Annotated in this window: 6 protein-coding genes and 1 tRNA gene; all 7 read left to right on the plus strand. The window is 50.8% G+C overall.

Annotated elements, in window-relative coordinates; all coding sequences use genetic code 11:
- The coding region (locus HWQ67_RS11885) for an NAD-dependent epimerase/dehydratase family protein (protein WP_333782988.1) at nucleotides 1-432 on the plus strand (432 nt) is incomplete at its 5' end.
- A 65-nt stretch (nucleotides 433-497) separates the two neighbouring features.
- Nucleotides 498-570 (plus strand) — tRNA-Phe (locus HWQ67_RS11890).
- 81 nt (nucleotides 571-651) lie between these two features.
- Complete coding sequence (hisD, locus tag HWQ67_RS11895) at nucleotides 652-1,947, plus strand: histidinol dehydrogenase (RefSeq protein ID WP_218252909.1); 1,296 nt, start codon at nucleotides 652-654, stop codon at nucleotides 1,945-1,947.
- Nucleotides 1,948-2,080: 133 nt separating this feature from the next.
- A complete protein-coding gene (locus HWQ67_RS11900; protein ID WP_218252910.1) occupies nucleotides 2,081-3,490 on the plus strand; it encodes a B12-binding domain-containing radical SAM protein in 1,410 nt (469 codons plus the stop codon).
- Between the two features lie 95 nt (nucleotides 3,491-3,585).
- Entirely contained in the window at nucleotides 3,586-4,113 is a 528-nt protein-coding gene (locus tag HWQ67_RS11905) for a Uma2 family endonuclease (protein ID WP_218252911.1), read from the plus strand.
- Between the two features lie 147 nt (nucleotides 4,114-4,260).
- Entirely contained in the window at nucleotides 4,261-4,602 is a 342-nt protein-coding gene (locus tag HWQ67_RS11910; protein ID WP_218252912.1) for a hypothetical protein, read from the plus strand.
- A 128-nt stretch (nucleotides 4,603-4,730) separates the two neighbouring features.
- A complete protein-coding gene (gene trpC / locus HWQ67_RS11915) occupies nucleotides 4,731-5,525 on the plus strand; it encodes an indole-3-glycerol phosphate synthase TrpC (RefSeq protein WP_218252913.1) in 795 nt (264 codons plus the stop codon).
- Nucleotides 5,526-5,700: the final 175 nt, after the last annotated feature.

The raw sequence follows: 5,700 nt of genomic DNA on the forward strand, positions 1-5,700 counted from the left end.
TGTCTGACTGGTCCCAATCACAGCGGGGCGCAGTTGCACGGCTTTCTGTCGTACCTAATGAGGTGCGCCATTGTCAGGGAGCCGTACACCATCTTTGGTTACAAGGGCAAGCAGGTGCGCGACAACATCCATTGCCACGACCTGGTCAACATGTTCTGGCACTTTTATCAGCGTCCCGGGATTGCGGCGGTCTACAACGCAGGCGGTTCGAGGCACTCAAACTGCTCCATCCTTGAGGCAATTGCCATCTGTGAGCGTCTGACGGGCAACAGGATGCGTTACAGTTACGTGGAGACAAACCGCATAGGCGATCACATCTGGTGGATCAGCGACGTAGGCAAGTTCAAGGCGCACTACCCCCAGTGGAAGTTCGAGTACGACCTTGTGGGCATACTGTCTGAGATACTGGAGACAATGCAAAAGCGACTGTAAGAATAATGATATAATTTTTCTCTTGACAACTCTCCACACAAACTGCTTTAATAGATATTGTGTATGGGCAGTTAGCTCAGTCGGTAGAGCAGAGGCCTGAAAAGCCTCGTGTCCGCAGTTCAATTCTGCGACTGCCCATATTAACTCCACCCGGGGGGCATCCGGCGGGGGACATCTGAATGGGGAATCCAATAAGCAATATTCAATGGGAGACATCCAATGAGGCAAATACGCAGCGAATATGAATTCAACGAGTTCTACGAGGTTCTAAAGAGACGTGGTGAGTTTGACGTTGAGATTCTTGCTACTGTAACAAAGATATTGCAAGGTGTTAAAGAGCGTGGGGATGCGGAGGTTAGGGAGCTTACAAGATTATTTGACGGTATAACTCTGGATTCGTTCAGGTTGTCACAGGATACCGTAGACGAGTATGCCGCACGAGTAGATGACGCATTCTTAGAGGCGCTTAAGATGGCACACAGGCGCATCAATGTCTACCACCACAAACAGGTTGAATCTTCCTGGAATTTTAGCGACAGCCATGGGGTGCTTGGTCAGGTAATCAGGCCGTTGCGCCGTGTTGGTTTGTATGTCCCTGGTGGCAAGGCCGCCTATCCCTCGACGGTGTTGATGAATGCCATTGCGGCACAGGTGGCCGGAGTCAGGGAGATCGCCTTGTGCGTGCCAACCCCGCACGGTGAAATCAACCCCCACGTGATGGCGGCAATCAAGCTCACCGGTATAACCGAGGTCTATCGCATAGGCGGGGCACAGGCCATCGCCGCAATGGCCTTTGGCACTGAGAGCATAAAGGGGGTGGACAAGATAGTCGGCCCGGGCAATATCTATGTGGCCCTGGCAAAGAAGCTCGTCTTTGGCACGGTCGATATCGATATGATAGCCGGTCCGTCGGAGATACTCATTGTTGCCGACCAGTCTGCCAATCCGGTATTTATTGCGGCAGACCTGCTAAGTCAGGCAGAACATGATGAGATGGCCTCCTCCGTACTGATTACAACATCGGAGGCGCTTGCGCAGAGCGTTACCGAAGAACTGCAACGACAACTTGCCGCACTGACCAGGAAAGAGATCGCATCGGCCTCTCTGTCGGCCTTTGGTGCCATAGTCGTGGTTGACTCAACAGAGAGGGCATTTGACTACGTAAACAGAATAGCCCCCGAACATCTGGAAATAATGACCGAAGAACCCGAACATACGCTGCCCCTGATACAGAACGCCGGGGCAATATTTCTGGGCCAATGGTCTGCCGAGGTCATCGGCGATTACGCTGCCGGTCCCAACCATACGCTGCCCACGGGTGGGTCGGCGAGGTTTTTTTCCCCGTTGGGGGTGTATGATTTTATAAAGCGCTCAAGTCTGATTAATCTCAGCCGCAATGGTTTTAATGCACTGGCAGCAGAGACGCAGTTGCTTGCACAAACCGAAGGACTCCAGGGACACGCCAACGCCGTCAGGGTGCGCAGAGAGGACATATCCCCCGAAGGTAACGGATAAGGTTGATATCTCAGCATTTTAAGACGTTACATCCTGTCAATAAGGTAAGAAGGGGTCAAGGGGACTGGTCCCCTTGCGGGAGGGGTCTGAGGGGAGGTCGGAGCCGCTCCCCTTCTTTATTATCAGAGAGCGTGTGTCAGGGCAGACAGTCATGCACTTTGTCTTCATAAATCCCAACAGGGCGCTGGCCAGGAGCAGCATCTGGTCTGTCATCAACTCGATCACCCCTCCAATTGGTCTGGCGCTGCTGTCGGCGCTACTTGAGCACCATGGACATCAGAGTCAGATAATAGACGCTATGGCACTGAATCTTGATGTCTCAGGCGTGCTATCGGTCATGGACGTCCACACGGACAGCATTGTTGGTATAACGGCAACCACGCCGGATATGGATATGGCAGTAAAAATAGCCTCTGCCGTGCGCAGTCGTTATCCGCACGTTCGGCTCCTCATGGGGGGCGTACATCCAACCATATACCACGAGGAGTTGGTTAGAAGCGGCATCTGTGACCTTGTGATCCGTGGCGAGGCAGAAGGCGCCATCGTTGCCCTTGCAAACGAGTACCCCCTTGAGGACATTGCAAATCTCACGTGGCGCACCGCAGATGCCCAAGTTGTACAGAACCCCCAGAGCAACGATTTCGCAGACCTCAACACCCTGCCCATGCCCAACTACGCAAAGTTGCCCATGCGCATGTACCACTCTGCCCTGGGTAGTGCCAGGCGGGCGCCATCCATTGGCATGATCACCTCACGGGGATGTCCGGGCAAGTGCACGTTTTGTTTCTCCTCGATGTTTGGTTCGCGTGTACGGGTTACGGCGGCAGAGGGCGTCTTTGAGCACATCCTTCACCTCATGAGCGTCTACGGCATCAGGGAGATTTCCTTTTACGACGACACCTTCACGGCCAACCGCAAGCGTGTAGAGCAGTTGTGCAACATGCTCATCGCTGAAGGCGTCAATATCAGTTGGTCATGCTTTGCACGGGTCGATACGGTCAGCCCCGATATCCTGAAGCTGATGAAGGCGGCAGGGTGTCATCAGATCATGTACGGCTTTGAAACGGCAGAAGACGACATCCTGCGTGCCATAAACAAGAAGGTCACCAGCAACAGGTACGGCGACGTTATCAGATGGACCAGGGATGCCGCAATAGACATCAGGGGCGCCTTTATGCTCGGCCTCCCCGGTGAAGGCCCCGGGGGAATGACAAAGACAATTGCGTTTTCAAAGGCAATCGATATACAGTTTGCCATCTTTAATATAACAACACCGTTTCCGGGAACTGCCCTGTTTCAGTGGGCAATGGATAACGGCTATATCAAGCACACGCACTGGAGCCACTACGATATGGCACATGCCGTAATGGAGCTTCCCGGTGTCTCTGCCGCCGAGGTTGAGGCAGCATACAAGAGGGCCTACAGGGAGTTCTATCTCCGCCCCCGGTATGTACTGAACAGACTCAGGTCTATCTCCACAAAGGAAGAGTTCCTGATACACCTGAGCGTCCTACGGGGGATTCTTTCGATACTGACGCGGTAGCAGATGGGCAGATGGCGGACAAACCTGCCACATAGACCGTGTCACGCAGGCGAAATCTGTTATAATTTATGAAAAAACGCAAGGAGATGACTATAATGGAAACAATTTCTTCAGAGATATCAAGGGATTTTGATTTAACCGAAATAATCGATGGCGAGGAAATTATGACTGCAAGCCCGTTTCTATGGCATCAAGAGATCAGTCAGAGGATTAACAGAAAAATACTCCTGTTTTTGGAGCAACACAACATTGGAAAAGTTTACTACTCTCCCCTTGATGTAATACTTGAAGAAGGAATCAACAGGCTTCAACCAGACTTGCTGTTTATCAGGAGAGAGAATCTGTCAATATTGCAGGATTGGGTAAGAGGCGTACCAGACATGGTATGTGAGATTGTCTCCAAGGGGTCGATGGTACGAGATATGGAGACAAAGAAGCGAATATATGAAAGATATAAGGTTTCCGAATATTGGGTAGTGGCCCCTGAATACGGAACCATTGAGATATTTATCCTCGAAGGTGATCGGTATAAGTTGTATTCATATGCCGAGGGAGAGGGTACAGTCAGGTCATTGGCCATAAGTGGCCTTAATATTGATGTTATGGATATTTTTGGAGATTAATAGTGCACCCTCAGCTATACTGTTTTTTTTTTGCATGATATTTTTCTGGCATCTTTTGGACTGTGTGTGCTATACTGACTAAGATTTAATTAAAATAAATACACTGCCTATGATTAAAAGGCAGGAAAAAACATAAGGAGGAAAGACATGAGAAATGTGATCTATGTAGTTGCGTTGGCTCTGGTGTTTTCGTTTCTGACGTTTACCGGATGTAAGCCAAAAGACAATCCGCCACCGCCACTACCACCACCAGCAGAAACGCCGGCACCTACTCCGGAAGCTACTCCGGCAGCAGCACCTGAGGCTTCACCAGCAGCAGACCCGGCAGCTTCTCCGGCGGCAGCAGACCCGGCAGCTTCTCCGGCGGCAGCAGACCCGGCAGCTTCTCCAGCAGCAGCAGTTCCGGCAGCTTCTCCGGCGGCAGCTCCAGCGGCTTCTCCGGCGGCAGCTCCAGCGGCTTCTCCAGCGGCTTCTCCGGCAAAGAAATAATTCAGGCTAATCCCAGCCTGGACGTGCAAAAGGCTCCGGTCCTCTAGCACGATTGGTAGAAGGGGGGTGTGGTTATTACACCCTCCTGCAGACCAACACGCACAATGGCCTGATAAGTGAGCACATGTATGAGTATATTAAGCGAGATTATATCGAAGAAAAAGGACAGACTAAGTGACTCAAAAAGACGTATCTCCTTGAGTGAGTTGAGGACACGGGTCGATGAGTCAGAGGTGTGTCGCAATTTTGAGGCTGCAATCAGGCGCCCCAAGGACAGCCAACCTTTGAAGGTCATAGCCGAAATTAAACGGGCATCACCATCTGCCGGGATAATCAGAGAACCGTTTGATCTGGGTGAGATAGCCGGGGTTTATAGAGACAAACAGGTGGATGCCGTATCGGTGCTGACCGAGGAGGATTACTTCAAGGGGTCGATTGATTTTATAAGGCCGGTGAAGGGGATCGTCCCATGTCCCGTGTTGAGAAAGGACTTCATTTTTGACCCATATCAGGTCTATGAGGCGCGGGCATATGGGGCTGATGCCATTTTGCTGATAGCCGCTGCCCTGGACGGGGCACAGGCAGAGGAACTCATGGGTGTTGCGACTGAGGTTGGACCCTCCGTGTTGTTTGAGGTGCATAACTATAAGCAACTGCAACAGGCCATTGATCTCAAATGCAACATCATAGGCATTAACAACAGAGACCTGACGACCTTACAGGTAAACATCAAAACAACTCTCGATCTGGCAAGAGATATACCACAGGGCAGGATTATCGTAAGTGAGAGCGGTATCAAGGGCAGAGAAGATGCATTGATGGTGGACAGGGCAGGGGTTGATGCCATCCTTGTAGGGACATCCCTGATGAAGGCAAACAGTGTCACCGACATGGCGGCTATGATAGATGCACTGAGGGGGTAACACATGTTTATCGTCCCTCTGTCTATTTAAGTTAGAAATATGTTAGCATTAAGTATTAAAATTATATAAGGAGTCATAAAATTAATGGAAAAAGATATCTTTCAGGAAGTGCAGCAGAGAACACAACTGGCATTTACAAATCAGATGGAGATGCTACTGTTTTACCTTAACGATG

The organism is Candidatus Magnetobacterium casense, from assembly GCF_019173545.1.
GTDB lineage: Bacteria > Nitrospirota > Thermodesulfovibrionia > Thermodesulfovibrionales > Magnetobacteriaceae > Magnetobacterium > Magnetobacterium cryptolimnobacter.

Excerpts from the sequence above, each read along its gene's own strand:
- hisD (WP_218252909.1), top strand. The coding sequence starts at position 652 with ATGAGGCAAATACGCAGCGAATATGAATTCAACGAGTTCTACGAGGTT.
- HWQ67_RS11905 (WP_218252911.1), top strand. The coding sequence starts at position 3,586 with ATGGAAACAATTTCTTCAGAGATATCAAGGGATTTTGATTTAACCGAA.
- HWQ67_RS11910 (WP_218252912.1), top strand. The coding sequence starts at position 4,261 with ATGAGAAATGTGATCTATGTAGTTGCGTTGGCTCTGGTGTTTTCGTTT.
- trpC (WP_218252913.1), top strand. The coding sequence starts at position 4,731 with ATGAGTATATTAAGCGAGATTATATCGAAGAAAAAGGACAGACTAAGT.